Source organism: Pseudomonas sp. HY7a-MNA-CIBAN-0227 (genome assembly GCF_040310325.1).
GTDB lineage: Bacteria > Pseudomonadota > Gammaproteobacteria > Pseudomonadales > Pseudomonadaceae > Aquipseudomonas.
This window is the reverse complement of sequence record NZ_JBEOPT010000001.1, coordinates 494,966-520,047: the sequence shown is the minus strand read 5'-3', so window position 1 is coordinate 520,047 and position 25,082 is coordinate 494,966. Positions and strand designations below refer to the sequence as shown.

The 25,082-nt window shown below is 60.3% G+C and carries 23 protein-coding genes; 8 read left to right on the top strand and 15 right to left on the bottom strand.

Annotation, left to right across the window (positions count from 1 at the left end; all coding sequences use genetic code 11):
• The first annotated feature begins 1 nt into the window (after window position 1).
• Window positions 2–922, top strand: coding sequence for a S66 peptidase family protein (locus AAEZ06_RS02405; RefSeq protein WP_149414746.1), 921 nt, complete (start codon window positions 2–4; stop codon window positions 920–922).
• A 77-nt stretch (window positions 923–999) separates the two neighbouring features.
• Here the strand turns inward: AAEZ06_RS02405 and AAEZ06_RS02400 are convergent, their stop codons facing one another.
• The 5 genes from AAEZ06_RS02400 to leuS all read right to left on the bottom strand — a co-directional run bounded on the left by AAEZ06_RS02400 (window position 1,000) and on the right by leuS (window position 7,155).
• The gene (locus AAEZ06_RS02400) at window positions 1,000–2,325 is read right to left on the bottom strand and encodes a lytic murein transglycosylase (protein WP_149414745.1); all 1,326 of its coding nucleotides are present in this window, start codon (window positions 2,323–2,325) and stop codon (window positions 1,000–1,002) included.
• Window positions 2,326–2,386: 61 nt separating this feature from the next.
• On the bottom strand, window positions 2,387–2,551 hold the full coding sequence (gene arfA, locus AAEZ06_RS02395; RefSeq protein ID WP_056744572.1) for an alternative ribosome rescue factor ArfA: 165 nt from the start codon (window positions 2,549–2,551) through the stop codon (window positions 2,387–2,389).
• 225 nt (window positions 2,552–2,776) lie between these two features.
• Window positions 2,777–3,814 (bottom strand): DNA polymerase III subunit delta, encoded by a 1,038-nt coding sequence (holA, locus tag AAEZ06_RS02390; protein WP_149414744.1) that lies wholly within the window; start codon window positions 3,812–3,814, stop codon window positions 2,777–2,779.
• Between the two features lie 39 nt (window positions 3,815–3,853).
• Entirely contained in the window at window positions 3,854–4,459 is a 606-nt protein-coding gene (locus tag AAEZ06_RS02385; RefSeq protein WP_133100057.1) for an LPS-assembly lipoprotein LptE, read from the bottom strand.
• An 89-nt stretch (window positions 4,460–4,548) separates the two neighbouring features.
• Window positions 4,549–7,155: a leucine--tRNA ligase gene (gene leuS / locus AAEZ06_RS02380; protein ID WP_149414743.1), complete on the bottom strand. Its 2,607-nt coding sequence runs from the start codon at window positions 7,153–7,155 to the stop codon at window positions 4,549–4,551.
• 261 nt (window positions 7,156–7,416) lie between these two features.
• Here leuS and AAEZ06_RS02375 point away from each other — a divergent pair, with 261 nt between their 5' ends.
• Both AAEZ06_RS02375 and AAEZ06_RS02370 read left to right on the top strand, forming a co-directional pair.
• Window positions 7,417–7,734 carry a hypothetical protein gene (locus tag AAEZ06_RS02375; RefSeq protein WP_149414742.1) on the top strand — a complete coding sequence of 106 codons (318 nt, stop codon included), beginning with the start codon at window positions 7,417–7,419 and terminating at the stop codon, window positions 7,732–7,734.
• Between the two features lie 120 nt (window positions 7,735–7,854).
• Window positions 7,855–8,616, top strand: a complete 762-nt coding sequence (locus tag AAEZ06_RS02370; protein WP_149414741.1) for a YdcF family protein — start codon at window positions 7,855–7,857, stop codon at window positions 8,614–8,616.
• 14 nt (window positions 8,617–8,630) lie between these two features.
• Here AAEZ06_RS02370 and lnt read toward each other — a convergent pair whose 3' ends face one another.
• The 5 genes from lnt to miaB form a co-directional block, all read right to left on the bottom strand.
• The gene (lnt, locus tag AAEZ06_RS02365; protein WP_149414740.1) at window positions 8,631–10,154 is read right to left on the bottom strand and encodes an apolipoprotein N-acyltransferase; all 1,524 of its coding nucleotides are present in this window, start codon (window positions 10,152–10,154) and stop codon (window positions 8,631–8,633) included.
• Window positions 10,155–10,162: 8 nt separating this feature from the next.
• On the bottom strand, window positions 10,163–11,002 hold the full coding sequence (locus AAEZ06_RS02360) for a CorC family transporter (protein ID WP_005791724.1): 840 nt from the start codon (window positions 11,000–11,002) through the stop codon (window positions 10,163–10,165).
• A 43-nt stretch (window positions 11,003–11,045) separates the two neighbouring features.
• Window positions 11,046–11,504 carry an rRNA maturation RNase YbeY gene (gene ybeY, locus AAEZ06_RS02355; RefSeq protein ID WP_149414739.1) on the bottom strand — a complete coding sequence of 153 codons (459 nt, stop codon included), beginning with the start codon at window positions 11,502–11,504 and terminating at the stop codon, window positions 11,046–11,048.
• Window positions 11,497–12,498: a PhoH family protein gene (locus AAEZ06_RS02350; RefSeq protein WP_149414738.1), complete on the bottom strand. Its 1,002-nt coding sequence runs from the start codon at window positions 12,496–12,498 to the stop codon at window positions 11,497–11,499. The genes ybeY and AAEZ06_RS02350 overlap by 8 nt, the downstream gene beginning before the upstream one ends.
• A gap of 228 nt (window positions 12,499–12,726) precedes the next feature.
• A complete protein-coding gene (miaB, locus tag AAEZ06_RS02345) occupies window positions 12,727–14,055 on the bottom strand; it encodes a tRNA (N6-isopentenyl adenosine(37)-C2)-methylthiotransferase MiaB (RefSeq protein ID WP_149414737.1) in 1,329 nt (442 codons plus the stop codon).
• Between the two features lie 131 nt (window positions 14,056–14,186).
• Here miaB and AAEZ06_RS02340 point away from each other — a divergent pair, with 131 nt between their 5' ends.
• Window positions 14,187–14,513, top strand: coding sequence for a DUF1820 family protein (locus tag AAEZ06_RS02340; RefSeq protein WP_003215457.1), 327 nt, complete (start codon window positions 14,187–14,189; stop codon window positions 14,511–14,513).
• Between the two features lie 48 nt (window positions 14,514–14,561).
• Here the strand turns inward: AAEZ06_RS02340 and AAEZ06_RS02335 are convergent, their stop codons facing one another.
• From AAEZ06_RS02335 to AAEZ06_RS02320, 4 genes are all read right to left on the bottom strand, one after another.
• Complete coding sequence (locus tag AAEZ06_RS02335; protein ID WP_149414736.1) at window positions 14,562–15,116, bottom strand: tetratricopeptide repeat protein; 555 nt, start codon at window positions 15,114–15,116, stop codon at window positions 14,562–14,564.
• Window positions 15,117–15,340: 224 nt separating this feature from the next.
• Window positions 15,341–16,624 carry a glutamate-1-semialdehyde 2,1-aminomutase gene (gene hemL / locus AAEZ06_RS02330; RefSeq protein ID WP_149414735.1) on the bottom strand — a complete coding sequence of 428 codons (1,284 nt, stop codon included), beginning with the start codon at window positions 16,622–16,624 and terminating at the stop codon, window positions 15,341–15,343.
• A gap of 21 nt (window positions 16,625–16,645) precedes the next feature.
• Window positions 16,646–17,272: a thiamine phosphate synthase gene (gene thiE, locus AAEZ06_RS02325; protein ID WP_350612688.1), complete on the bottom strand. Its 627-nt coding sequence runs from the start codon at window positions 17,270–17,272 to the stop codon at window positions 16,646–16,648.
• Between the two features lie 18 nt (window positions 17,273–17,290).
• Entirely contained in the window at window positions 17,291–18,088 is a 798-nt protein-coding gene (locus AAEZ06_RS02320) for a hydroxymethylpyrimidine/phosphomethylpyrimidine kinase (protein WP_149414733.1), read from the bottom strand.
• A gap of 284 nt (window positions 18,089–18,372) precedes the next feature.
• Here AAEZ06_RS02320 and AAEZ06_RS02315 point away from each other — a divergent pair, with 284 nt between their 5' ends.
• From AAEZ06_RS02315 to AAEZ06_RS02300, 4 genes are all read left to right on the top strand, one after another.
• The gene (locus AAEZ06_RS02315; RefSeq protein ID WP_350612685.1) at window positions 18,373–20,751 is read left to right on the top strand and encodes a hybrid sensor histidine kinase/response regulator; all 2,379 of its coding nucleotides are present in this window, start codon (window positions 18,373–18,375) and stop codon (window positions 20,749–20,751) included.
• 213 nt (window positions 20,752–20,964) lie between these two features.
• On the top strand, window positions 20,965–22,614 hold the full coding sequence (locus AAEZ06_RS02310; RefSeq protein ID WP_149414731.1) for an acyl-CoA dehydrogenase family protein: 1,650 nt from the start codon (window positions 20,965–20,967) through the stop codon (window positions 22,612–22,614).
• Between the two features lie 45 nt (window positions 22,615–22,659).
• Window positions 22,660–24,159, top strand: a complete 1,500-nt coding sequence (gene amn, locus AAEZ06_RS02305) for an AMP nucleosidase (protein WP_178114543.1) — start codon at window positions 22,660–22,662, stop codon at window positions 24,157–24,159.
• Between the two features lie 71 nt (window positions 24,160–24,230).
• Window positions 24,231–24,872 (top strand): pseudouridine synthase, encoded by a 642-nt coding sequence (locus AAEZ06_RS02300; protein ID WP_149414729.1) that lies wholly within the window; start codon window positions 24,231–24,233, stop codon window positions 24,870–24,872.
• Here AAEZ06_RS02300 and AAEZ06_RS02295 read toward each other — a convergent pair.
• On the bottom strand, window positions 24,867–25,076 hold the full coding sequence (locus tag AAEZ06_RS02295; protein ID WP_133100109.1) for a DUF2788 domain-containing protein: 210 nt from the start codon (window positions 25,074–25,076) through the stop codon (window positions 24,867–24,869). The genes AAEZ06_RS02300 and AAEZ06_RS02295 overlap by 6 nt on opposite strands.
• Window positions 25,077–25,082: the final 6 nt, after the last annotated feature.

Genomic DNA, 25,082 nt, shown 5'->3' with positions numbered 1-25,082 from the left:
AATGAGCAAGGCGGTGCCGGCCTTGCGTGCCGAGGGGGTGATCGGACTGATCGCTCCTGCAGGGCCTGCAGCACTGGATGTCGATAAGGCTCGTCGGTGGATGGACTCCAGGGGTTATACCTTGCGTGTTTTCCCCGGTGTGGGGCAGCGTGATGGCTACCTGGCAGGTAGCGATGACGTTCGGATCAACGATCTGCATGAAGCCTTTGCCGACACTTCTATTGATGCCATTTTTTGCCTGCGGGGTGGCTACGGCACCCCGCGCCTACTGGATCGCCTGGATTTTGACCTGCTGAAGGCCAACCCTAAACCGTTTGTAGGCTATAGCGATATCACTGCGCTGCACGTGGCGATCAACCGCTACGCTGGCTTTGTGACTTTTCACGGGCCGATGCTCAATGCCGACCTGCTCGGTGAAAAGCAGCAGCCTACCGAGTCGTCGCTGTTCAGCCTGCTGCGTGGGCAGTTGAAGGCCGGTAGTGCGTTGAGCCACCCGGTGGCCTTCCCGTTGACGACAATCGAGCCAGGCATCGCTCGCGGGCGTCTGCTGGGTGGCAATCTGTCGATGATCGCTGCGACCATGGGCACGGCCTACGAACTTGATGCCAAGGGCATCATCCTGTTTATCGAAGACATCAATGAGCCGCTGTACCGCATTGATCGCTTGCTTACCCATTTGCGGTTGGCAGGCAAGCTGGCTCAGGTTGCCGGGGTGTTGGTGGGGGATGTGGCGGGTGTCGAAAGCGCTGCGCTCGAATGCTTGCTCAAGCAAACCTTTGAACCGTTGCGCATTCCAGTACTGTCGGGTTGGCGCAGCGGGCATTGCGATCCGAACCTGACGTTGCCGATGGGCGCGTGGGTGCGGCTGGATGCGGGGGAGAGGACGTTGGTGTTGGAGCAGGATGTGGTCTTTAAGGCCTGAAGTTCTTATCGCCAGTGAAGACCTCATCGCGGGTAAGCCCGGTTTGCCCGCGATAGCGATAGTCGCCGCACAACGGTCTATTTGTTACGCAAGGTCTCCAGCAGTTTCACCGTCGGATACCCATCCGCAGGCCAGCCCAGCGCCTGCTGTGCGGCCCGAATCGCCTTGCGCGTATTGGCGCCAATGATCCCGTCCGGGTTGCCCGCAGCGTAGTTATTGGCGCTGAGTACTGTCTGTAACTCAATGCGCTGGGAGCGGGTCAACGGCAGCTCGTCTTTTGGCCACTCCCCACGAATCACCCCGCCCCCCGCAAACCGCTCGGACAGCAGGCCGATTGCCAAGGCGTAGGACGACGAGTTGTTGTACTTGAGGATCGCGCGGAAGTTATCCAGCAGCAGGAACGCCGGGCCACGATGACCTGCCGGCAGCAACAGAGCGGCGGAAAGCTGGTCCACGTTGGGCGGGACGCTGGCGCCTGCAGGCACCTGAATTCCCAGTTTCAACCATTCGCCAACCGGTTTGCGCACTACGCCATCAGCCAGTGCGTAGTCAAAGGTTGCGGGCAACTGCTGCACCTCAAAACCCCACGGCTGGCCTTTCTGCCAGCCGGAGCTTTGCAGGTAGTGCGCGGTGGAAGCGAGGGCGTCGGCCGGGCTGTTCCAGATGTCGCGGCGACCGTCGCCGTCGAAATCCACGGCATGGGTGTTGTAGGTGGTCGGGATGAACTGGGTCTGGCCCATGGCCCCGGCCCAGGAACCGAGCATCTGGTCGGCCTGGATATCGCCGTGCTGGATGATTTGCAGCGCCGCCAGCAATTGCGCGTGTGCGAACGCAGGCCGGCGGCCTTCATAGGCCAGGGTCGCCAGGGAGCGGATCACCGAGTTATTGCCTTGGAACTGGCCAAAGTTGCTTTCCATGCCCCATACCGAGACTAATACCTGACGGTCGACGCCATAGCGCTGCTCGATGCTTTGCAGGATATCGGCGTGCTTGATCAGCAAGGCCTGGCCGTTACGCACCCGCAGCGGCGACAGCGCGCCGTTGAGGTATTCCCACACGGGTCGGGAAAATTCCGGCTGGCTGCGATCAGCGCGGATTACCGCCATGTCGGGGCTGACGTTGGCAAACGCAGTATCAAACACCGCAGGGGTAATACCCGCTTTCAAGGCTTCAGCGCGAAAACCCGCCTGCCATTCGGCGAAGGTCTGGGTCGGCTGGATATCGAGATTGTCCACCGCCAGCGGCGCAACCACGGCAGGGGCGGTCACCGGTGCGGTCTGGAGCGGGGGCAGGGGTTGAGCGTCGGCGGCGGTAGGTTTTTCCGCGCAGGCGACTAACAGAATGAGGCTGGAGGCAGCGATCAGTTGGCGAAGGTGCCAACGACGGGAAAGACTAGAGGGCATGCACAGGTCCAGAAAATACGAATCAGGTGCAGACCTTATCATGCCAGAGGGGCACTTGCCTTCAGGCAGCCAGAAAGTAAGAAGCCTCCCAGCTATTAGACTGGAAGGCTTCGCGGCGGTAGCTGCCCTTGCCCTTGCCGGCGGGTTCCTGACGACTGCGGAACAGGGGCTGGGCGATGATGGATTTGGCTTTGTTGGGGCCATGCTTGGATGGCTTTTTGCTCATGATGGGTACTCTCGTTTTGGGTGGGATGATGCGGTGCGAATCATCGGCCGAAGTTTGGATTCTGTCCAGCCCGGCGATTTGTCAGTAAATACGGCGTGCCCTGTAGGAACGAGGAGGATGCCTAGTTCTTGCTCGCGAAGGGCGTCAACGATAACGCGGGATTTCTGGTTTAACGCGGCGCTCTCGGGTTTTTCGCGAGCAAGCTCGCGCCTACAAAGAGCGGTGTTATTCGGCGGGTAACGTCAGGCGTTGTCCTGACATAAGCAGAGACAAGCGACTCAGGCTCATCCACGGCGAGCCTGCTGCCTGCCCCTTGATCTGCGCATCAATGCGCTGCGCTTCCAGCAACAACTGCGCCCAGCGTTGCGCCGAGTGTCGTTGCAGGGCTTTGCTAATCAAGGGTTTGCGCTTGTCCCACACCGGCGGTCGGGCCTGGCTGAAGGCCTTGTCCAGCGGTATACCCTGGCTGTATTGCAGGGCAATATTGGCCAGCAACCGCAACTCACGGGCCAGAGCCCAGAGAATCACCGGAGGCTCGACGCCTTCGCCGCGCAGGCCTTCGAGCATGCGCAGAGTGTGGGCGGCTTCGCCATTGAGGATTGCGTCCACCAGGCCGAACACGTCAAAGCGCGCACTGTCAGCCACCGCACCTTGCACGGTTTCGACGGTAATCTGCCCACCTTCGGCCATCAGCTTGAGCTTTTCAATTTCTTGCGCAGCAGCCAGCAGGTTGCCTTCGACCCGAGCGGCGATCAGCTCTACCGCGTCCTGGCTGGCGGACAGCCCGGATTGCGACAGGCGCTGGCGAATCCATTGCGGCAGCTGATTGCTGTCCACTGGCCAGATCTGGATGAACTGGGTCTGCTGACCCTCCACCAATGCCTTGCCCCACTTGGTTTTCTGCGCACTGCCATCGAGCTTGGGCAAGCTGATCAGCAACAGCGTGTCTTCGGCTGGCCGCCCGCAGTATTCCATCAACGCCGCCGCGCCTTTGTCGCCGGGCTTGCCCGAAGGCAGGCGCAGCTCTAGCAGGCGTTTTTCGGCAAACAGCGACATGCTCGCACCGGCTTGCAGCAGTGTGCCCCAGTCGAAACTGGCGTCGGCGCTGAACACCTGGCGCTCGTCGAAGCCCTGCTGGCGTGCGGCTGCGCGAATGGCGTCCGCAGCCTCCTGACACAGCAGCGGATCATCACCGCTGACAATGTAGACGGGCGCAAGGCTGCCTTGCAGGTGTTTGGCGAGTTGGGCGGGGGCGAGTTTCATAGGCGGGGCAAACGGGGCGCGTGACGCGCCCCGTGTGGCTTACTCGGCAGGGATTTCGATTGGCGACTGCTTCGGTGTGCTGTTTTCGTACTCTTGCGCAGCTTTCAGCGCATCGGCGTCAGCCTTGGCCTTGGCATCAGCGGTCTGCTGCAGGGCATCCAGTTGTGCCGGGCTCAGCAGTTGCAGGCGCAGGACCATGCGCTGGACCAAGTCACGACGCATTTCCTTGCGAACCTGGATGGTTTCCGAATCTGAACCCACCAGGTTGTTGCCGTCGTGGCTTACGACTTTCTGCACTTGCAGTTTGTCACCCATCAACGGCAGGTTGTCGTGGCCCTGGATCTCGAAGTTGAGCACGGTGCTCAGTTCGATGTCCGACGCACGGCCAGCGCTGGCGTAGCTGAGGTTGCGCTGGGTTTCCTGCTCGTTGACCAGGACCAGCTTGTAAGGCGCACCGGTATAGACTTTGACGCCGCTGTTTTCCAGCACCTGGCGCAGTTGCGTCACGGTATCACCGTAGGCGTTGCGGGCGCTGAGGTCCAGTTCCTTGATCGCCAGTTCAGTGGTGCCGGTGCCGCGCAGCTGGAAGCCGCAAGCGCTCAGCAGCACGGCAAGACCCATAACCAGCAGATTGCGTTTGATCATTTTGTTGCTCCCCTTGAAACCATGTGGGCCTTATCGAGGCCCTGGAGGTTTTGTTCGGCGCCAGGTGCATGCCCTGGCGCCCGATCCGATTAGCTAGCGACGATGTTGACCAGTTTGCCGGGCACGACGATCACTTTGCGGATGGTCAGGCCTTCGGTAAAGCGCAGCACGTTTTCATTGCTGCGAGCGGCGGCTTCAACGTCTTCACGGCTGGCGCTGGCAGGCATGTCGATCTGGCCGCGCAGTTTGCCGTTGACCTGAATCACTAACTGCAGTGTGTCCTGCACCAGCGCGCTGTCATCCAGCACCGGCCAGCCGGCGTCGATGACTACGTCGTTGTGGCCCAATTGGCTCCACAACTCATGGCTGATGTGCGGAGTGATCGGTGCCAGCAGCAGGGTGACCGTTTCCAGGCCTTCCTGTACCAGTGCGCGATCTTGTGCAGTGACCTGAGGTGCTTTTTCCAGCACGTTCATCAGCGTCATCACCTGGGCGATGGCGGTGTTGAATTTGTGGTGCTGGCCAACGTCCTGGCTGGCTTGCTTGATGGCCAGGTGGGTACTGCGACGAATGGCTTTCTGTTCATCGTTGAGCTTGTTCAGGTCCAGCTTGCCCGGCAAGCCCTGGCTGACGTGGGCATGGGCCAGACGCCAGACGCGCTTGAGGAAACGATGGGAACCTTCGACGCCGGAGTCGGACCATTCAGCGCTCATGTCAGGCGGTGAGGCGAACATCATGAACAGGCGGCAGGTGTCTGCGCCGAACTGGTCGATCATCGACTGCGGGTCGACGCCATTGTTCTTCGACTTGGCCATCTTCTCGGTGCCGCCGATTTCCACCGGCAGGCCGTCGCAGATCAACTTGGCGCTGATAACCTTGGCCTTGCTGTCACGCACCAACTCGACGTCCGCCGGGTTGAACCACGTGTAGGCGCCATTGGCTTCGCGACGGTAGTAAGTCTCGGCAATCACCATGCCTTGGGTCAGCAGGTTCTTGAACGGCTCGTCGGAGCTGACCAGGCCTTCGTCACGCATCAGCTTGTGAAAGAAGCGCGCATACAGCAGGTGCAGAATCGCGTGTTCGATGCCGCCGATGTATTGATCCACTGGCAACCAGTGGTCGGCCGCGGATTTTTCTACCAGGCCGCCTTCATAATGTGGCGAGGCGTAGCGGGCGTAGTACCACGAGGACTCGACGAAGGTGTCCATGGTGTCGGTTTCACGCTTGGCAGGCGCGCCGCATTTCGGGCAAGCACATTCGTAGAACTCGGGCATGCGCGCCAGCGGTGAACCGGCGCCATCCGGTACCACGTCTTCCGGCAATATTACCGGCAACTGGTCTTCCGGCACCGGCACGTCACCGCAGGTTTCGCAGTGGACGATCGGGATCGGGCAGCCCCAGTAGCGCTGGCGGCTGATGCCCCAGTCGCGCAGGCGGAACTGAGTGCGCGAGGCACCGAGGTTTTTCTTGATCAGTGCGACTTCCATGGCGTCAAAGGCGCCTTCGAAGTCCAGGCCGTTGAATTCATCGGAGTTGATCAGTTCGCCGTGTTCACCGTAGGCGTCCTGCCACGGGGCCGGGTTGGTGTCACCGGAGCTGGTACGCACTACCGACTTGATTGGCAGGCTGTACTTGGTGGCGAATTCGAAATCACGCTCGTCGTGAGCCGGCACTGCCATTACGGCGCCATCGCCGTAGTGCATCAGTACGTAGTTGGCGACCCACACCGGCAGCTTCTCGCCGGTCAGCGGGTGCTCGACGAACAGCGAGGTCGGCAGGCCTTTTTTCTCTTGGGTGGCGACGTCGGCTTCGGCGACGCTGCCGCCTTTGCATTCAGCGATGAACGCCTGCAGCTCAGGGTTGTTTTGTGCGGCGAGGGTGGCCAGCGGGTGTTCGGCGGCCACGGCGACGTAGGTCGCGCCCATCAGGGTGTCCGGACGGGTAGTGAAGACTTTCAGTACGCCCGCTTCGCCAATGGAATCGACGTTGTAAGGGAACTGCACTTCCATGCCACGGGATTTGCCAATCCAGTTACGTTGCATGGTTTTGACTTGCTCGGGCCAACCCGGCAGGTCATCGAGGCTCGACAAGAGTTCATCCGCGTAGGCGGTGATCTTGAAGTAGTACATCGGGATTTCGCGCTTTTCGATCAGCGCGCCGGAACGCCAGCCGCGACCGTCGATTACCTGTTCGTTGGCCAGTACGGTCTGGTCCACTGGGTCCCAGTTGACGGTGCCGTTCTTGCGGTAGATCACGCCTTTTTCGAACAGGCGAGTGAACAGCCATTGTTCCCAACGGTAGTAATCGGGCTTGCAGGTGGTCACTTCGCGGGACCAGTCCACCGCTAGGCCCAGGCTGCGCAGCTGGGTCTTCATGTAGGCGATGTTTTCGTAGGTCCACTTGGCGGGGGCCACGTTATTTTTCATCGCGGCGTTTTCCGCCGGCATGCCGAAGGCGTCCCAACCCATGGGTTGCAGGACATTCTTGCCTTGCATGCGCTGGTAGCGGGAGATCACGTCGCCGATGGTGTAGTTACGCACGTGCCCCATGTGTAGCTTTCCGCTGGGGTAAGGGAACATCGACAGGCAATAGAAAGTCTCCTTGCCTGGCTGTTCACTGACTTCAAAGGACTTTTGCTCGTCCCAGAACGACTGGGCGGCATTTTCTATTTCACGGGGCTGGTAATGTTCGTGCATGGCTACTTTTGAACTGAATAGGGGTGGCCTAATCCTCTTCAATGCACTGCTCGGGTTGATCGACACCAAAAACGGCGCGTCCATGCCCAAACCCTGCTGGAAGTGGAGTTACAGGAAGCGCCGTAGCATACATGACCCCACTCTATCGAGGGAAACCCTGATTGCGCCCCGCTGGCCGTTGGTCGCGGCGCCAGATTGGTTTCGCCAGCGCAGCTACGCTGTTTAGTGGGGAGTGAGTCTTATCTTCAATGAGGTGAGGGGATGGTTGATTCGCAGCGAATGTTAACGAAACCGGAAGTTTATGAAGGACTGATCGACCGTTTGGGTCGTGCACTGGATGTAGCAAGGACAGCAGCTCGGTTGCGTGATGAACGGCCCGAGGAGTTGGAACTGCGGGGTTTGAGCCCTGCGGAGTTTGAAGTGATCAAGGCCTATCTGGACTTGAGCGAGCGTACGGCACCGCAATGGGTGGCTCCCCCGCCAGCCAGCGAGCCCGCGCGATCGGCCAAGGTGGTGTGGCTCAAGGACTTGTCGGCTGGCCGCGGGCCGGAAAAACTCCGGTCCGTGCGGTTCAAGTAACGTGCGTCGTCATGTGTCGTTTGATCAGCGTTACCTCGCAATTGTCGCTGTTTTGTTCTTGTAAAGATTGTCGTTAAACCCCGTTACACCTTAGGCTTCGGGCATCTTTGGAGATGCTCGATGCCTATTCGTTATTTCATTAAGCAGTTGCTGTTGCCGCCCGGCATTCTCTTGCTGTTGTTGGCGCTTGCCTGGTGGTTTCGACGCAGCCGCCCGCGACTGGCCGGGGCGTGTTTTGCCTTGGGGCTGGGCGGGATGTGGCTGATGAGTTTGCCGGTAGTCGTGGAGTGGAGCGCGAGAGCCCTGGAAACCGAGCCGCCGTTGGCCCTGGATAGCTGGGCAGCCCTGGCGCAGCGAGCCGATGCCATTGTGGTGTTGGGTTCGGGGCGTGAACGGGGTGATCCGGCCTGGGGCTCAGATCAGCCGACCGGTATTGGCCTTGAGCGGGAACGCTATGCCGCGAGATTGGCCAAGGCTTCGGGCTTGCCGGTGCTGACCAGCGGTGGCCTGCATTACGGCATGCCGCCCAGCGAGGCGGCGTTGATGGCCGAGTCGATGTTGAATGACTTTGGCGTGACCGTGCACTGGAAGGAAGAGCGCAGCCGCACCACGTGGGAAAATGCCCGGATGAGCGCCGAAGTGTTGTTGCCGTTGGGGATCAAACGGGTAGTGGTCGTGACCCAGGCCTGGCACATGCCCCGTTCGCGCTGGAGCTTTGAAAAGGCGGGCTTCACCGTGGTGCCCGCGCCAGTGGGCTTTCTCGGTGTGGACAATGCCAGGCCGCTGGGCGGCTGGATGCCGGAGTTCAAGTCGGTGTGGCAGAGCGGGCAACTGATGAATGAGGCAGTGGGGCAAGTGGGCTATCGGTTGTTTTACCGGTAGGAGCAAGCTAGCCCCTACACGGTCTTCGACATCCGACCGGCCAATAACGCCCAGCCAAACAACCCCAGACACACAATGATCAACGGCCACGACCGCCATTGCAGGTACGGCGTCAGATTGTGCATCGGCACCACTTCGCCATAGAGAATGCCGCGCTCGAACTGCGGGATCTGCTCGGTGATCTGGCCAAACGGGTTGATCAGGCCAGTGACGCCGTTGTTGGTGGCGCGAATCATCCAGCGACCGGCTTCAAGGGCGCGCATCTGGGCCATTTGCAGGTGCTGCAACGGCCCGATAGAGGTGCCGAACCAGGTGTCATTGCTGATGGTCAGCAACAGATCGCTGCGGGCCGCTAGGCTGGCGGCGAACTCCGGGTAGACCACTTCGTAGCAAATGTACGGCGCAATCTGATAGCCCTTGGCTTGCAGCAGCGCCTGGTCAGCAGGGCCGCGGGCGAAGTCTGACATCGGCAAGTCGAAGAAGGCAATCAGGCCTCGCAGCAGGTCTTGCAGCGGCACGTATTCGCCAAAGGGCACCAGTTTTTGCTTCAAGTAAGTGCCATCACCTTCGCCGACCACGGTGATGCCATTGAAGTAGCGCTTTTCACCGTGCAGTTCCTGGCGAATAGGTACGCCAGTGATTAGCGCAGTGTTCCGATCAGCGGCGAACTTGCCCATCATGCCCAGGTAGCCTTCGACGGATTCCTTGAGCACCGGGACTGCGGTTTCCGGCCAGACCAGTAGATCGACACGCTTGGAGGCGAAACTCATATCGCGGTAAAGCGCCAGCTGTGCATTGAGCTGATCCGGGTCCCACTTCATGCTTTGTTCGATATTGCCCTGAAGCGCCGCCACTGTCAGCGCCGGGCCTGCCGGGCTGGTCCAGGCATAGTGCTTGAGTGCCAGGCCAATCGCCCACGGAGCCACCAGCAGCACCAGGCCCGCGCCGATAAACGCATTACGTTTGGCGACCAGCAAGCGCGGCAGGTTGCAGATCAGCGCCGCAGTCAGCGCCAGGGCAAAGGAAATCAGCCAAATCCCACCCATCGGCGCGAGGCCGGCGAGGGGGCCGTCAAGCTGGCTGTAACCGGAATAGAGCCACGGGAAACCGGTGAGGAACCAGCCGCGAAAGGCTTCCTGGGCCACCCACAGCGCAGCAAAGGCCAGGGCATCGGCCAGCGGCGCTTCATTGCGACGCAGCCAGCGCGCCCAGAGCCAGGCGGGTAAGGCAAAGAACCAGGCAATTGCTGCGGTAAACGCCAGCATCAGCAGCCCGGCCAACAGCACCGAAGCGCCGCCGAAGTGATGAATGCTGTAGTAGATCCAGCTGGTGCCCGCGCCGAACAGGCCAAAACCGAAGCACCAGCCTCGGCCCATGGCCTGACGCGGCGTCAGTGTGCGCAGTCCTGCATAGAAGAACCCCACCGCCAGCAGCGCCAGCAGCCAGATATCGTACGGCGCCAGCGCCAGTGTGGTGATAGCACCGGCCACCACGGCCAGCAAATTACCGGGCCAGCCGGGGCGGGTTAGGCGCTGCATGTCATTCCTTAGCGGGCAATAGGTGTCAGGCGAATCAGATGAATCCTACGGCTGTCGGCATTCAGGATGCGAAAGCGATAGGCGCCGATTTCAGTGGTCTCGTTGCGCTTGGGCAGGTGCCCGAACGCACTCATCACCAGGCCACCGACGGTGTCGAATTCATCGTCGGAGAATTCGCTGTCGAAGAACTCGTTGAAGTTCTCGATGGGCGTCAGGGCCTTGACCAGGAAATCACCGCTGGGCAGAGGCTTGATGTAGCTGTCTTCTTCGACGTCGTGCTCGTCTTCGATGTCGCCGACGATCTGTTCCAGCACGTCTTCAATGGTCACAAGACCTGCGACGCCGCCGTATTCGTCAATGACGATGGCCATGTGATTGTGGTTGGCGCGAAACTCGCGCAACAGCACATTCAGGCGCTTGGATTCGGGAACGAAGGTGGCAGGACGCAGCAGGTCCTTGATGTTGAAGCTGTCGCCGTTCTCCTTGAGGATCAGCGGCAGCAGGTCCTTGGCCAGTAGGACGCCCATGACGTCATCGTGGCTTTCGCCGATCACCGGGTAGCGCGAGTGCGCCGAATCGATGACGGCCGGGAGGAATTCCCGGGGTGTCTGGGTCGCCTTGATGCTGATCATCTGCGAGCGCGGGACCATGATGTCCCGTACTTGCAGGTCAGCGACCTGGATGGCACCTTCGACGATGGCCAGCGCTTCGCTGTCCAGCAACTTGTTCTGATGGGCCTCGCGCAGCAGCTCCAGCAGCTCCTGGCGGTTTTTCGGCTCGTGGGCAAAGGCCTGGGTGAGTTTCCCCAGCCATGACTTTTGCCCGTTGCTCGATCGGTCTTCGCTCATAGCGATTACTCTAAATCCTTTGTTGTTTCAGTTAAGTGTTGTTTCAGTTTTCGTCGTCTGCATACGGATCACGATGACCCAGTTCAGCAAGCAACGTTCGTTCCAGAGCTTCCATTTCCTCGGCCTCCTCATCATCTATATGGTCGTAACCCAAGAGATGCAAGCAGCCGTGGATGACTAGATGGGCCCAGTGTGCCTCAAGTTCCTTGCCTTGTTCCGCCGCTTCACGCTCTACCACTTCGACGCAGATCACCATATCCCCCAGCAGCGGGATATCCAGGAACTCGTCCGGCACATCTGCGGGAAACGACAGCACGTTGGTCGCGTAGTCTTTTTGGCGCCAGGTGTGATTCAGTTCACGGCCTTCGGGCTCATCCACCAGGCGAATGGTTAGTTCCGAGTCGGCGGTGCGCTGGCGCAGGGCCAGTGTGCACCATTGACGAAACAGTTCTTCGCTGGGGGCGGCCGCTTCGGTAGCCAGTTGGAGATCAAGCTCAAGCATCGCGGCGAGTGTCCTTGGACAATGCGTCATCGCGGTGTTCGAAGCGCTCATAGGCTTCGACAATGCGCTGGACCAGTGGGTGGCGCACCACGTCTTTGGGCATGAAGTGGGTGAAGCTGATGCCTGGTACGTCCTTGAGCACTTCGATCACCTGGCTCAGGCCCGACTTGGTGCCCTTGGGCAGGTCAACCTGGGTGATGTCACCGGTGATCACCGCCGTGGAGCCGAAGCCAATACGGGTTAGGAACATTTTCATCTGCTCGACGGTGGTGTTCTGGCTTTCGTCGAGAATGATGAAGCTGTTGGTCAAGGTGCGCCCGCGCATGTAGGCCAGCGGAGCGATCTCGATCACTTGGCGCTCGATCAGCTTGGCCACGTATTCGAAGCCGAGCATTTCGTAGAGGGCGTCGTAGAGCGGGCGCAGGTACGGGTCGATTTTCTGTGCCAGGTCGCCGGGCAGAAAACCCAGTTTCTCGCCGGCTTCCACTGCCGGGCGCACCAGCAGGATGCGTCGCACTTGTTCGCGCTCCAGGGCGTCTACCGCGCAGGCCACAGCCAGATAGGTCTTGCCGGTGCCGGCGGGGCCTACGCCAAAGTTGATGTCGTTACCGAGGATCTCTTTGACGTAGCGCTGCTGATTCAAGCCGCGAGGGCGAATCATGCCTTTTTTGGTGCGCAGCGCCACGCTGGCTTCGGCCACCGGGTTACTGGCCAGGTCTTGCACGGCCGACTCCTGCAGGTACAGGTGCACCGTTTCCGGCGACAGCTCGCTACCTTTGGTTTCCCGGTAGAGGCGACGGATCAGGTTTTCTGCAGACGTGGTGTGTTGGGGTTCACCAATGAGCTCGAACTGATTGCCGCGGTTGCGGATCTCGATGCTCATGCGCTGTTCGATCAGGCGCAGGTGTTCGTCGAACTGTCCGCACAGATTGGCGAAACGGCGAGCCTCAAAGGGCTCAAGGAGAAAACGATGTGGTTCTATGGGTGCGTTCAAGGTCGTTTTTAGCCGCCCTGGGGCAATTAAGATGAAATCAAGGATAACGCCAGCAGGCGGTGTGCGAAAGCACTTATATAGCCTGGCCTCGCTCTCAAGAACAAAGGAGATCCACTGTAGGAGCTGGCTTGCCTGCGATGGGGCCGGCACATCCAATCGCGATGTTGCCTGCTACATCGCTATCGCAGGCAAGCCAGCTCCCACATTTGATCTTCATTGCGTTGAAAATTATTGCACCAGCGAGCCGCGTAGCGAGTGCGGCTGCGCCGCATCGATGTGCACATCGGCAAATTGCCCGATCAGCGTCGGGTTATCGCAGCGGAAGTTGACGATCCGATTGTTCTCGGTCCGGCCTTGCAGTTCGCCCGGGTCTTTCTTCGAGTAGTCCGTGACCAGAATGCGCTGGGTCGAACCCACCATCTGTCGGCTGATTTCGAAACCTTGCTGGTTAAGCCGATGCTGCAGGGCGTTCAAGCGTTCCTTTTTCAGCGCTTCCGGTGTTTCATCTGCCAGGTCGGCAGCCGGTGTGCCCGGGCGCTGGCTGTAGACGAAGGAGTAGGAGAAGTCGAAACCGACGTCTTCAATCAGCTTCATGGTCTGCTGGAAATCTTTCTCGGTCTCGCCGGGGAAGCCGACGATAAAGTCCGAACTGATGCAGATGCCTGGCACCGCCGCGCGCAACTTGCGCAGTTTGGATTTGTATTCCAGGGCGGTGTGGTTGCGCTTCATCGCCGAAAGGATGCGGTCCGAGCCCGATTGCACCGGCAAGTGCAGGTGCTTGACCAGTTCCGGCACTTCGGCGTGGGCCTGGATCAGGCTGTCGGAGAATTCCAGCGGGTGTGAGGTGGTGTAGCGAATACGCTCGATGCCGTCGACGGCGGCTACCACGCGGATCAACTCCGCCAGGTCTGCCATGCGCCCGTCGTGGGTCTGGCCGCGATAGCCGTTGACGTTCTGCCCCAGCAGGGTGACTTCGCGTACGCCGTTTTCGGCCAGGTGGATGATCTCTGCCAGCACGTCGTCGAACGGACGACTGACTTCTTCGCCGCGGGTATACGGCACCACACAGAAGGTGCAGTACTTGCTGCAGCCTTCCATCACCGACACGTAGGCGCTCGGGCCATCGATGCGCGGCTCGGGCAGGTGGTCGAATTTTTCGATTTCCGGGAACGAGACGTCAACCTGAGGCAGCTTGGTGAGGCGGGCGGCGTTGATCATTTCCGGCAGGCGGTGCAGGGTCTGCGGACCGAAGACCACGTCGACATAGGGCGCGCGGTCGCGGATCGCTGCGCCTTCCTGGCTGGCCACGCAACCGCCGACGGCGATCACCATGTCCGGGTTGGCCAGTTTCAATTCGCGCCAGCGGCCCAGTTGCGAGTAGACCCGGTCTTGGGCCCGTTCGCGGATCGAGCAGGTATTGAGCAGGATCACGTCGGCATCTTCAGCGCGGGCGGTGACTTCCAGGGCCTGATGTTCACCCAGTAGATCGACCATGCGCGAGCTGTCGTACTCGTTCATCTGGCAACCGTGGGTTTCGATGTAAAGCTTCTTGGCCATGGGGATCGTCAACTGGTGGTAAAGAACCGCGCATTATAGGGGGCATGCCGATAGGTTCCTAGCACTGTGCATCGGGTGCCATGCTATAGTTCGCGCCCTCTTTTATATCCCCGATGTGTTACCCGCCCACCATGACCAAACGTGAAGCTCCAATCTACAAGGTGATTTTCCTTAACCAGGGCCAGGTGTTCGAAATGTACGCCAAGCAGATCTATCAAAGTGATCTGTGGGGCTTCCTGGAAGTGGAAGAGTTCGTCTTTGGCGAGCGCACACAGCTGGTCGTCGACCCGGGCGAGGAAAAACTCAAGGCCCAGTTCGAAGGCGTGGTGCGCAGTTTTGTGCCGATGCATTCGATTGTGCGCATCGACGAAGTCGAGCGCCTGGGCACGCCGAAAATCAGCGAGGCCCGGGGCATGAGCAATGTCATGCCGTTTCCGATGCCGATGCCTGAAAAATAGGGTTCAGAACCTTTGTGGCAAGCGGGCTTGTGTCAAGCCCGCTTGGGCTCAAGGCAGTGGCGAGAACGGCGAGCGCCCATCTGCACTCTGCAATTCCTGCAGATAGTTACGGAAAATCTGCCCCAGTACCTGCGTCGCCACTTCAAGTTCACCACGCTGCATGTGTTCGGCCACTTCGTCGGCCGTGTCCAGCGCATCCTCAGCACCGTTGACCGCCGCCATTTTCAGCACGATATACGCCTGAACGTTATTGGCCGGCACGCCTTCGCCATGGAAAAACATGGTGCCCAACTGGAATTGCGCCTGGGCATGGCCCTGCAACGAGGCTTTCTCGAAGTAGCTCAAGGCTTTGTTGAGGTCGCGGGAGGGATTTTTGCTGTCGTAGAAGAACTCGCCCAACTCGTATTGCGCCTGCGCATCCCCACTCTCGGCCAATTGCTGGCACGCGCTCATGGCTTCGGCCTGGCTTTCTGGCTGGGTATTGAGGGTGCAACGACCTATCGCTGGGATTAACAACGAGTTGCCGCCTGCTTGTGCGTGCGCGAGCAGGGGCTGAAGGAGCAACAGGCAGCCCAGAACCAGGGTGCGGCCGGTGCGTTTCATGGGAATCGACTTACCTCTGACAGGGCGCGTGGACCCGCTGGGGATCCAATAAGCGCGCATTATGAAATAAGCAGGCCTCTGCTTACAAAGTCTTTACTCGTTTTTCTGCTACGTGGGCAAGTTATCTGCCGGTTTGCAGGTTATTTCTCGAAAAAAGAAGGAAAATTCTACAGGCAAGGTAACAAATCTGACGCCGCCATGGGCGACGTCAGGTGTTTACCCGCTTATTTCAGGGCAGCGAAGGCGCGCTCGGCGGCATCGAGAGTCAGTTTTAGCTCGGCGTCGCCGTGGGCGATGGAGGTGAAACCGGCTTCGAAGGCGCTGGGTGCCAGGTACACACCACCTTCCAGCATCAGGTGGAAGAAGCGCTTGAACAGGTCAGCATCGCTGCCCATCACGTCGTCGAAGGTGACGATGTCGTCGGCCTCGCTGAAGTACAGGCCGAACATGCCGCCTACTTGGGTGGTGACGAACGGAATGCCGGCGGCATCGGCGCGCTGCTGCAGGCCGTCCAGCAGCCGGGTTGTGTAGTCGGTCAACTCGGCGTGGAAGCCTGGGCGGCTGATCAGGCGCAGAGTGGTCAGGCCGGCGGCCATGGCCAGCGGGTTACCCGACAGGGTGCCTGCCTGGTAGACCGGGCCCAGCGGTGCGATGTGCTGCATGATTTCCCGCTTGCCGCCAAAGCAGCCCACCGGCATGCCGCCACCGATGATCTTGCCGAAGGTGCTCAGGTCCGGCTTCACGCCGTAGTGGGCCTGGGCGCCGCCGAGGGCGACGCGAAAGCCGGTCATCACTTCGTCGAAAATCAGCACTACGCCGTGTTTGTCGCACTGGGTACGCAGGCCTTCAAGGAAGCCAGGCGCTGGCGGTACGCAATTCATGTTGCCTGCTACTGGCTCGACGATGATGCACGCCACGTCCTGGCCCACGTCATTGAGCATCTGCTCAACGGCGGTGATGTCGTTGAACGGCAGGGTCAATGTGTGTTTGGCAAACGCTGCCGGCACCCCGGCGGAACTCGGTACGCCCTGGGTCAGCGCGCCGGAGCCGGCCTTGACCAGCAGGCTGTCGGAGTGACCGTGGTAGCAGCCTTCGAACTTGATGATGCTGTCGCGGCCGGTAAAACCACGGGCCAGGCGAATGGCGCTCATGGTGGCTTCGGTGCCGGAGCTGACCATCCGCACCATCTCCATCGACGGGACGATCGAGCAGACCAGATCAGCCATCTCGGTTTCCATGGCGGTCGGTGCGCCATAGGACAAGCCGTGTTCCAACTGTTTACGCACCGCGTCCAGCACGTCCGGATGGCTGTGGCCGAGGATCATCGGGCCCCAGGAACCCACGTAGTCGACATAACGCTTGTCATCTTCGTCGGTGACGTAGGCGCCTTCGGCGTGCTTGAAGAACAGCGGCGTGCCGCCAACGCTTTTGAAGGCACGCACGGGCGAGTTCACGCCACCGGGGATGTGTTTTTGGGCATTGGCAAACAGGGTTTCGGAACGGGACATGATTGGGCTCTCTGAAATCGATTATTTAGACGTGAGCAGTTCGTTGAAGGCGCGGGCGCGGCGCGTCACTTCCTGGGTGCTGTCGGCGCCAAACAGACCGTGGACAACCGCCAGCAGGTCGGCACCGTGGGCCACCAGCGGCTCGGCGTTCTCCAGGGTGATACCGCCAATCACGCAGATTGGCAGGTGCAACCGGGAGCGGGCCTGAGCCAGCAGTTCAACGGTGGCGGCGGAGGCGCCGGGTTTGGTATTGGAATTGAAGAAACGGCCGAAGGCGACGTAGCTGGCGCCTTCCTTGGCAGCCTGCTCGGCCAGTTCGATCTGGCTGTGGCAGGTCGAGCCGATGATTGCCTTGGAACCTAGCAGCGCACGGGCCGGTGTCAGCGGGCCGTCGGTCTGGCCCAAATGCACGCCGACACCCAGGCGCGCAGCCAGCTCGGCGTCATCGTTGATGATCAACTGCGTCTTGTAACGTGAGCACAGGTCACGCAGTTTTTCTGCTTCACGCAGGCGGCGCGCGTCGTCGTTGCTTTTGTCGCGGTACTGCAGCAGGGTCACGCCACCGTCCAACGCCGCTTCGACGTAGGCCAGTAACTTGCCGGCCAGCAGTTGGCTGTCGGTAATGGCGTAAAGGCCACGTAGTTTCATCGGGCAGGCCTCTTGGTGTTACGAGCAGAAATCCAGCGGCAGACGACGAGGCACAAATTGCCCCTGGCCGAGTTGTTCGGCGTCACGTAGGGTGCGCCATGTGTAATTGAGCGCTGATTTCACGGCGCTGACCAGCCCTTCGCCCTGGGCCAGGCGCCCGGCAAGGGCGCTGGCCAGGGTGCAGCCGGAACCGTGATAGCTGCCGGGTAAACGCTGGCAGGTAAAGGTGCGGTGGCTGCCGTCGCGGCTGTACAGGCGATTGTGTACTTCATGCTCGTCGCCATGGCCGCCGGTGATTAGCAGGTACTTGATAAACGGCAGCAGTTTCTCGGCGCATTCGTCGGCGCTGCCTTCGGGCAATTCAGCGAGGATGCGTGCTTCTGGCAGGTTGGGCGTGGCGATCAGCGACAGTGGCAAAAGCCGTTCGCGCATGGCGTAGCCGACTTCGTCCTTGCCCAGGCTGCCGCCGCCGCCCGCCCGCAGGACTGGGTCGCAGACCACTGGCAGGTGCGGATGCTCCTTGAGCAGTTCGACCACGGTGTCGACCATTGCGGTGGAGCCGAGCATGCCCAGCTTGACCGCCGCGACTTCGCAGTCGCTGAGCACTGCGTTGGCCTGGGCCAGCACCCATTCGCGGTCCAGCACACGGAAATCGCTGACATTGACCGTGTTTTGCACGGTCAGCGCGGTGACGGCCGGGGCCGCATGACAACCCTGGGCAAGCAGGGCTTCGATATCTGCCTGCAAGCCGGCGCCACCACTGGGATCATGGCCGGAGAGACAGAGGACAACAGGGCGAGAACTGTAGATATTCATGGTGCGCGAGCTTACCACCAAACGCTTTTTGCGTGGCTGTCGGGCGATGGCTGAATTTTAGGCTTGGAAGTGCCGCTAAGCGGCTGTTAGTTATCACCCGATATTTAGAGGGAATCCCCTGAAAGTACCGGTTTAGAGCCTTTAAAAATCTTATTTCAATGGTGTCTTTTGGCCTTTACCGGCTATGCTAGAGTGGATCCAAACAATAACTGTATCGCCGGTATACGTCTTCTCAAAAGGAATGGGGGGCTTTTGACATACCGGACAGGTCACGCTGGGGCTCTATGCGCTATTTGCTGATGTTACTGTTGAGCTGGCTGCCGATGCTGGCCAGCGCAGTCGAGTTCAATGAGCTCACCCGAAGCCTTCCTCTGGGCCAAGTCATGCAAGTGCTTGAAGACCCCAATGGCACCGTCGCCATTGCGGATGTCAGCTCGCAGGCTATGGCCAGTCGATTCAAACCCCATGACAAAACCACCCTAAATGCCGGCTACTCGCGCTCGGTGTTCTGGCTCAAGGTCAACCTGCATTATTTGCCCAAGGATCCGGACGCACAGCGCACCTGGCTGCTGGAGCTGGCCTATCCGCCCCTTGATCATCTTGAACTGTACGTGCCCGACGGCGCTGGCGGCTATCGATTGGCGGGGCGTACCGGCGATGCCATGCCCTTCAGCGGTCGCGAAATTCGCCAGAACAACTACTTGTTCAACGTCCACTTCGCCCCCGGCGAGCAGAAAAACCTCTACCTGCGCCTGCAAAGCGAAGGCTCGATCCAGGCTCCGCTGACCCTCTGGTCAAGCACCGCGTACCTGGAAGAACAGCCGCTGCGTCTCTATGTATTGGGCCTGATCTACGGCGTGCTCCTGGGGATGCTGGTCTACAACCTGTTCATCTATCTGAGCGTGCGCGACACCAGCTACCTCTACTACATCTTCTATATTGCCTCGTTCGGCATGTACCAGCTCTCGGTGAATGGTGCGGCAGTGGAGTATTTCTGGCCGAACAATCCGTGGTGGGCGAATGCCGCGACGCCATTCATGATCGGTGCGTCTGCGCTGTTTGGCAGCCTGTTTGCTCGCAGTTTCCTGCACACCGCCGTCTACAGCCGCTGGCTTAACCGCCTGTTGCTGGCGATGGTGGCCAGTGGCGCGGTGGTGATGTTGCTGTCGCTGATGACCAGTTACGCCCTAGCCCTGCGCCTGGCCACCGGGCTGGCGTTGATTTTTACCGTGACTATCTTTATCGCCGGGATCAAGGCCTGGTGCTGCGGCCAGCGGGTGGCACGCTACTTCATCATCGCCTGGTCGGCGTTCCTGATCGGCGGGGTGGTCAACACAATGATGGTGCTGGGCTACCTGCCCAATGTGTTCCTGACCATGTACGCCAGTCAGATCGGTTCGGCGATTGAAGTTGCCCTGCTGTCCCTGGCCCTGGCCGACCGCATCAACTCGATGCGTGAGCAGCAGTCACAGACTCTCTTCGATGCTAGCCAGAAGCTGGAGGTGCTCAACCAGCAACTGGCCCACAGCAATCGGTTGAAAGACGAATTCCTCGCCACGCTGACCCACGAGCTGCGCACACCCATGAACGGGGTGATCGGTTCCCTGGAATTGATGCAAACCGTGCCCTTGGAAGATGAGCTGGCGCAGTACCAGCAAACCGCGGCCGGCTCTGCCCGAGACATGATGCGCATGGTCAACGGCATCCTCACCCTCACCGAATTGCAAGCTGGCCGCCTCAGTGCCCAGCGCCAGGTGTTCAGCCTGCGAGGGTTGATCGATACCTTGCGCCAGCAATTCCTGGCCAGCGCCCAGAGCAAGGGCCTGGAGTTTTCCATCGACGTGGCGAACGAACTGCCCGATCGCCTGGACGGTGACGCCGACAAGCTGACGCAATGCCTGGAATGCCTGTTGGACAATGCCTTCAAGTTCACCGGCGAAGGTGCAGTGCGCATGCGGGTGGTTGGGCTGCTCAATGCTGAGGGCAAACTGCGCCTGACCTTTATCGTCACCGACACCGGCATCGGCTTCGCTTATCTGGACGAGGCCACCCTGTATCAGCGCTTCTTCCAGCTCGACGGCTCGATGACCCGTGAATATGGTGGCCTGGGCATCGGCCTGGCGATCTGCCGGCAACTGATCGAACTGCTTGGCGGGCGCCTGACCCATCATTCCGAGCCCCGGCGCGGCAGCCGTTTCCAACTGGAGCTGGAGGTCATTGCGGTGCCGCCCGAACCATCCTCGCCGAACCGTGTGCCCGATCGACATCGGGAGCCTCAGGACTGCGCGGTGTTGCTGGTGGACGACAACAGCGTGGCGCAGTTGGTGATGCGCGGCATGTTGCTCAAGCTGGGTTACCGGGTGAAGGTGGTCGACAGTGGGCCTGCGGCATTGGCAATGTTGCAAGGCGAGACCTTCGACGCGGTACTGCTGGATGTGCCGGTGGATGGTTTCTCTCTGTGCTGTCAGGTTCGTGCGTTGCCCGGATGCAGCGAGCTGCCGGTGATTGCCTTGAGCGCGTCGCTGCAAAGCCTGGCGCGAGAGCATTGCCATGGCGTTGGCATCACCGAGCAGTTGGTCAAGCCGGTGCGCTTTGAGGCGTTGCAGGCGGTGTTGCAGCGTTACTTGTTGTGTCCGTTAGAGGGTGAAAGCGCCGGCAATTAGGCGCTTATGCCACTTTTTTAAGCGCCAAGACGATGCTTAACTGAAATTCCGGCCTTAATCGATATGCACCCTTGTAGGAGCGAGCTTGCTCGCGAAGAACCTCAACGATAACGCGCGCATCCTGGATAAACGCGTTGCTCTCAGGTTTTTCGCGAGCAAGCTAGCTCCTACAAACAGCAACAATCGACGCGGCCTTTTTCCAGGAGCCCCGTCATGAACCTGCACCAGTTCGCTGAAACCCACGACGTCACCAACCAGCCACCGTCCCTGGACGGTACCAACCTGTATCGTATCGACTTGCCCCTGCAAGACTGGTCGCAGCGCTTCGGCGCGGGCTGGGCCCAGGAACGGATCGATACTTACGGCGCGCTGGCGGGTGGGCCGCTGATGGAGGCCGGGTTTCTGGCCAACCAGAACAAGCCTGTCTTTAGCAGTCATGACCGCTATGGCAATCGTATTGACCTGGTGGAATTTCATCCGGCCTACCATGAGCTAATGCGCACGGCTGTGGAACATGGCCTGCCGTCGCTGCCCTGGGCCCATCCGCAGGCCGGTGCCCATGTCGCCCGCGCCGCCATGACTTACCTGCACAGCCAGGCCGAAGCCGGCACCGGCTGCCCGCTGACCATGACCTTCGCCTGCGTCCCGGCCCTGCGCTTGCAGCCGGACTTGGCTGACGCGTGGCTGCCGAAAATCCTCAACACTCAATACGACCCCCGTAATGTCGGCATCGCCCACAAGGCTGGAGCCACGATCGGCATGGCCATGACCGAAAAACAAGGTGGCACCGACGTGCGCGCCAACACCACCCGCGCTTACCCGGTGGGTGCCGGTGGCCCGGGCCAGGCCTATGAGCTGGTGGGTCACAAGTGGTTTTGTTCGGCGCCGATGTGCGACGCCTTTTTGACCCTGGCCCAGACCGACAAGGGGTTGACCTGTTTCCTGCTGCCGCGCCACCGCCCGGATGACACGCGCAACCAGTTCTATATCCAGCGCCTGAAAAACAAACTCGGCAACTGCTCCAATGCCTCCAGCGAAGTGGAGTTTCGCGGGGCGCTGGCGTGGATGATCGGCGAGGAAGGGCGCGGCGTGCCGACCATTATCGAGATGGTCTCCATGACTCGCTTTGATTGCATGGTCGGCTCCAGCGCGTTGATGCGCCAGGCGCTGACCCAGGCCAGCCATCATTGTGCCCATCGGCGGGTGGGTGGCCGCGTCCTTAGTGAGCAACCGCTGATGCAAAACGTGCTGGCCGACCTGGCCCTGGAAAGCGAAGCGGCGCTGGCCCTGAGCATGCGCATGGGCAGGGCCCTGGATCATCTCGATGATGAGCAGGAAGCCAAATTCGCCCGGCTGGTGACGGCGGTGGGCAAGTATTGGATCTGCAAGCGTGCGCCGGCAATGATCAACGAAGCCGCCGAATGCATGGGCGGTGCCGGGTATGTCGAGGACAGCATCCTGCCCCGACTGTACCGTGAGGCGCCGGTCAATTCGACGTGGGAAGGTTCTGGCAATGTGCAGTGCCTGGACGTGCTGCGAGCCCTGTCGAAAGAACCAGGTGTGCTGGAGGCGTTGTTTGTCGAGTTGGAGGATGGCCATGGCGACAAGCGCTTGGCCCGACATATTGAGCAACTCAAGTCAGCGTTTATGGATACCCAGGATATTCAGTACCGTGCTCGGCAACTGACCGAGGATATCGCCGTGGCGTTGCAGGCCAAGTTGCTGCTGGAGGCGGGCAATACCAGTGTTAGTGACGGGTTTATTGCCAGTCGATTGGGGGAATCGTCGGGGCGGGTGTATGGCACCTTGCCACGCGGCGTGGATGTGGAAGGTATTGTCGCGCGATCTACGCCACAAGGTTGACTGCACTCCAATCCAAGGTTCCCGTCTGACAGCGATGCAGGCAAGATGAAGGTCTGCAAGTCAGAACACAGGATGCTTACCGTGACCGAAGCTTTTGTTGTCGTTCAAACCGCCGAAGAGGCCGTGGATCGGCTGGCGGCTCTTCATGAGCGTGCTACCGGTACGCTCAATCAAGCCCTCAAGCAGTACCTCAAAGACCGCGTCGAACCCGACGCCGAACAACGCGCGATGTTTCGTTATCCGGAACTGCGCCTGACTTACCACTGCCACGGCGAAGTCCCACAAACTACCCGGGCCTACGCCAAGGTCCAGTTGCCGGGTACCTACAGCGTTACCGTCACCCATCCGGCGGCGTTCCGTAAGTATCTGCTGGAGCAACTGGTGCCGCTGATGCATGACTTCACCGTGACGGTGGAAGTCGGTGTCAGCCAGCAAAACATTCCGTATCCGTATGTGGTGGAGCAGGGCGACGAACTGGCCGGTTCCGGCGTAACCGCCGCCACCCTGGCGCGGGTATTTCCCAGCACTGACCTGTCGGCGGCCACCGATGGCATCGCTGATGGCCTTTACGACTGGGAAAATACCGATCCGTTGCCCCTGGCACTGTTCGACGCGGCCCGTGTCGACTTCTCCCTGCGTCGCCTGGTGCATTACACCGGGAGCGACTGGCGGCATGTGCAGCCGTGGATTCTGCTGACCAACTATCACCGTTATGTTGACCAGTTTATCGTCCATGGTCTGGAGAAGCTGCGCAGCGATCCACGGTTTATCCGCATGGTACTGCCGGGTAACGTGATCATCGAAAAAAGCATGGACCATGGCGAAGCGTCGGCCATTGCCGCTGGCGTGGTCTGGCACCGTTACCAGATGCCGGCCTACCACTTGATGGCCAGCGACGGCCACGGCGTGACCCTGGTCAACATCGGTGTCGGCCCGTCCAACGCCAAGAACATCACCGATCACTTGGCGGTGTTGCGCCCTCATTGTTGGCTGATGATCGGCCACTGCGGCGGCTTGCGCCAATCCCAGACCATCGGCGACTACGTGCTGGCGCATGCTTATATGCGTCGCGACGGGATTCTCGATCGGGTAGTGCCGCCGAATATTCCGATCCCGGCCCTGGCCGAAGTGCAGATGGCCTTGCAGCAAGCAGCGGCCAACGTGACCGGCGAGAAGGGCGAAGAACTGAAAAAACGCCTGCGCACCGGCACCGTGCTGACCTACGACGACCGTAACTGGGAGTTGCGCTGGGCTCAGGAACGGCCGCTGATCAACCTGTCCCGCGCCGTAGCGGTGGACATGGAGAGCGGCACTATCGCGGCGCAAGGCTATCGTCTGCGGGTGCCTTACGGCACCTTGCTGTGTGTCTCGGACAAACCGTTGCACAGTGAGATCAAGTTGCCGGGTTCGGCCAACGCGTTCTATGAGCGAGCGGTCAGCCAGCACTTGAAAATCGGCATCGAGGCGGTGGATCTGTTGCGCACCGAACTCAACTCGTTGCACTCGCGCAAATTGCGCAGCTTCGACGAGCCGCCGTTCCGCTAAACGGTTGGGATGGTTATTTAACGGTCAGGCCACTAGCATTGTCGGTCCTGACCGTTAGATGTTCCCTTGCCATGTCCCGTCCTGCCCGTCCCATTTCCCGCCGCCCTGGCGTGAAAAGCCCGCAAACCTCGTCAGCCCCGCGCCGTGTTGCCAAGGCGCCACCGGCTGAGCCGAAGTTGATCCTGTTCAATAAACCGTTCGATGTGCTGACGCAGTTCAGCGACGCAGAAGGGCGGGCGACCCTCAAGGACTTCATCGACATCCCCGGCATCTACCCCGCGGGGCGTCTGGACCGTGACAGTGAAGGCCTGTTGTTACTCACCAATGACGGCCAGTTGCAGGCGCGAATTGCTGATCCCAGGCACAAACTGGCGAAAACCTATTGGGTGCAGGTGGAGGGCGAGCCGACAGAGGCACAACTGCAACGTCTGCGCGACGGCGTTGAGCTGAACGATGGCATGACCTTGCCCGCTGAGGTCCGGCAACTGGATGAGCCGCAACTGTGGCCACGCAACCCGCCCGTGCGCTTTCGCAAGAGCGTGCCGACTCATTGGCTGGAGCTGGTGATTCGTGAGGGGCGTAACCGTCAGGTGCGGCGCATGACGGCTGCGGTCGGTTTGCCGACCTTGCGCCTGGTACGGGTGCGTATTGGGGACTGGTCTATCGAAGGCCTTGATCAAGGCCAATGGAAAGAAGTGCCCGCGCGCTTATAAAACGCCGGACTCGATCAGGCCGATCACCACGCTTTTGATGATGAACGCGGCAACACCCAGGCCCAGCACGAAGAAGAGGATGAAAGAACCAAAGCGCCCGGCCTTGGATTTCTTCGCCAGGTCCCAGACGATAAAGCCCATGAAAATGATCAGGATCGTGACCAGGCCGGTCATCATCCATTCTTCAAACAGCACAGGATCGATGGAGTC

What these genes read in the sequence shown, in the direction of transcription:
- miaB (WP_149414737.1), bottom strand. Translation starts at nt 14,055, where the DNA reads ATGGCCAAGAAGCTTTACATCGAAACCCACGGTTGCCAGATGAACGAG.
- AAEZ06_RS02320 (WP_149414733.1), bottom strand. Translation starts at nt 18,088, where the DNA reads ATGAATATCTACAGTTCTCGCCCTGTTGTCCTCTGTCTCTCCGGCCAT.
- arfA (WP_056744572.1), bottom strand. Translation starts at nt 2,551, where the DNA reads ATGAGCAAAAAGCCATCCAAGCATGGCCCCAACAAAGCCAAATCCATC.
- AAEZ06_RS02300 (WP_149414729.1), top strand. Translation starts at nt 24,231, where the DNA reads ATGTCCCGTCCTGCCCGTCCCATTTCCCGCCGCCCTGGCGTGAAAAGC.
- AAEZ06_RS02310 (WP_149414731.1), top strand. Translation starts at nt 20,965, where the DNA reads ATGAACCTGCACCAGTTCGCTGAAACCCACGACGTCACCAACCAGCCA.
- hemL (WP_149414735.1), bottom strand. Translation starts at nt 16,624, where the DNA reads ATGTCCCGTTCCGAAACCCTGTTTGCCAATGCCCAAAAACACATCCCC.
- AAEZ06_RS02335 (WP_149414736.1), bottom strand. Translation starts at nt 15,116, where the DNA reads ATGAAACGCACCGGCCGCACCCTGGTTCTGGGCTGCCTGTTGCTCCTT.
- AAEZ06_RS02340 (WP_003215457.1), top strand. Translation starts at nt 14,187, where the DNA reads ATGACCAAACGTGAAGCTCCAATCTACAAGGTGATTTTCCTTAACCAG.
- leuS (WP_149414743.1), bottom strand. Translation starts at nt 7,155, where the DNA reads ATGCACGAACATTACCAGCCCCGTGAAATAGAAAATGCCGCCCAGTCG.
- amn (WP_178114543.1), top strand. Translation starts at nt 22,660, where the DNA reads ATGAAGGTCTGCAAGTCAGAACACAGGATGCTTACCGTGACCGAAGCT.
- AAEZ06_RS02400 (WP_149414745.1), bottom strand. Translation starts at nt 2,325, where the DNA reads ATGCCCTCTAGTCTTTCCCGTCGTTGGCACCTTCGCCAACTGATCGCT.
- AAEZ06_RS02360 (WP_005791724.1), bottom strand. Translation starts at nt 11,002, where the DNA reads ATGAGCGAAGACCGATCGAGCAACGGGCAAAAGTCATGGCTGGGGAAA.
- AAEZ06_RS02375 (WP_149414742.1), top strand. Translation starts at nt 7,417, where the DNA reads ATGGTTGATTCGCAGCGAATGTTAACGAAACCGGAAGTTTATGAAGGA.
- lnt (WP_149414740.1), bottom strand. Translation starts at nt 10,154, where the DNA reads ATGCAGCGCCTAACCCGCCCCGGCTGGCCCGGTAATTTGCTGGCCGTG.
- AAEZ06_RS02315 (WP_350612685.1), top strand. Translation starts at nt 18,373, where the DNA reads ATGCGCTATTTGCTGATGTTACTGTTGAGCTGGCTGCCGATGCTGGCC.
- ybeY (WP_149414739.1), bottom strand. Translation starts at nt 11,504, where the DNA reads ATGCTTGAGCTTGATCTCCAACTGGCTACCGAAGCGGCCGCCCCCAGC.
- AAEZ06_RS02405 (WP_149414746.1), top strand. Translation starts at nt 2, where the DNA reads ATGAGCAAGGCGGTGCCGGCCTTGCGTGCCGAGGGGGTGATCGGACTG.
- AAEZ06_RS02370 (WP_149414741.1), top strand. Translation starts at nt 7,855, where the DNA reads ATGCCTATTCGTTATTTCATTAAGCAGTTGCTGTTGCCGCCCGGCATT.
- AAEZ06_RS02385 (WP_133100057.1), bottom strand. Translation starts at nt 4,459, where the DNA reads ATGATCAAACGCAATCTGCTGGTTATGGGTCTTGCCGTGCTGCTGAGC.
- thiE (WP_350612688.1), bottom strand. Translation starts at nt 17,272, where the DNA reads ATGAAACTACGTGGCCTTTACGCCATTACCGACAGCCAACTGCTGGCC.
- holA (WP_149414744.1), bottom strand. Translation starts at nt 3,814, where the DNA reads ATGAAACTCGCCCCCGCCCAACTCGCCAAACACCTGCAAGGCAGCCTT.